This window comes from Micromonospora sp. NPDC002575, from assembly GCF_042889525.1.
Taxonomy (GTDB): Bacteria; Actinomycetota; Actinomycetes; order Mycobacteriales; family Micromonosporaceae; genus Micromonospora; species Micromonospora carbonacea.
Genome location: NZ_JBIARA010000080.1, coordinates 1 through 1,208 on the forward strand (window position 1 = coordinate 1; position 1,208 = coordinate 1,208).

Genomic DNA, 1,208 nt, shown 5'->3' on the forward strand with positions numbered 1-1,208 from the left:
CGTCGTGGTGGTGGGGTGCTTCTGGCTGTGTGGGTGTCGGTGCTGAGCATGGCGGCGCCGAGGGCGACGGCGTGTTTGGGGTGGGTGTTGGTCATGATTGGTCGCCGCAGTGTGTCGCGTAGGAGTTGGGTGACCAGGGGGATTTGGGATGATCCGCCGACGAGGAGGACGGCGGTGAGGTCTTGGAGGGTGACGCCGGCGGCGGTGAGGGTGCGCCGGAAGGTTTCCATGGTGGTTTCGACGGGTGGTGTGATCATCTGCTCGAAGGTTTCCCGGGTCACGGTGACGTGTCGGGGGTTGTCGGGCAGGGGCACGGTGATGTCTGTTTTGTTGCGGGTGGAGAGTGCTTCTTTGGCGTGCATGCAGTCGCGTTGGAGGGTGGCGAGGATTGCGGCGGTGGCGGGGTCGGTGGGGTCGAGGGCGGTGATGGCGCCGCCGAGTTGGCGGTCGACGTGGTCCATGAGTGCTTGGTCGAAGTCGGCGCCGCCGAGCCATTCGATGCCTTCGGGGGTGCCGATGATTTCGAGTCCGTCGCGGCCGTTGCGGACGACGGCGCTGTCGAAGGTGCCTCCGCCGAGGTCGTAGACGGCGAGGAGGCCGTCGGGGGGTAGTGGTTGGGTGGAGCAGTAGTAGGTGGCGGCGGCGACGGGTTCGGTGATGGTGATGACGGTGGGGCTGTCGGTGTGGGTTTCTGGTTCGGTTTGTGGGCGGGGTAGGCCGGCGAGGTGGGGGATGGCGGCGAATTGTTCGCGTCGGTAGGGGCCCCAGACGGCGGGGTGGGTGAGCACGATCCGGTCGGGTGGGGTGCCTTGGGTTTGGGTGACGGTGTCGATGACGTTGCGGAGCAGGGCGGCCATGAGGGCGGTGGGGGAGTATGGGGTTCCGTCGAGGATGACGGGGGTGGGGTCGCCGAGGCGGCGTTTGAATTCCCGTGCTGCTCGGTCGGGGTTTTGCAGGCCGAGGCGGTCGGCGGCTTCGCCGGTCAGGAGTGTGCCGTGTTCGTCGAGGTAGGCGGCTGACGGGGTGATGACCGATTGTCCGGCCAGTGGCACCATGTCCAGGGCCCAGGCGGAGGCGGTTGCTGCGGCGGTGAAGCTGGTACCCAGGTCGATACCCACTCCATACATACCAGTTGTCCCCTCGCCAGGCTTGCCGCAGTTACCATTCACCACGTTGTGGCTGGTTAACAGCGCATCACGATACGCCGC

At 66.6% G+C, this 1,208-nt stretch carries 1 protein-coding gene; it reads right to left on the minus strand.

Annotated features, from left to right (window positions below; genetic code table 11):
• Positions 1-1,118, minus strand: a 1,118-nt coding sequence (locus ACFYWL_RS31250) for an Hsp70 family protein (protein ID WP_386980456.1), incomplete at its 3' end; no start/stop codon positions are given.
• Positions 1,119-1,208 lie beyond the last annotated feature (90 nt).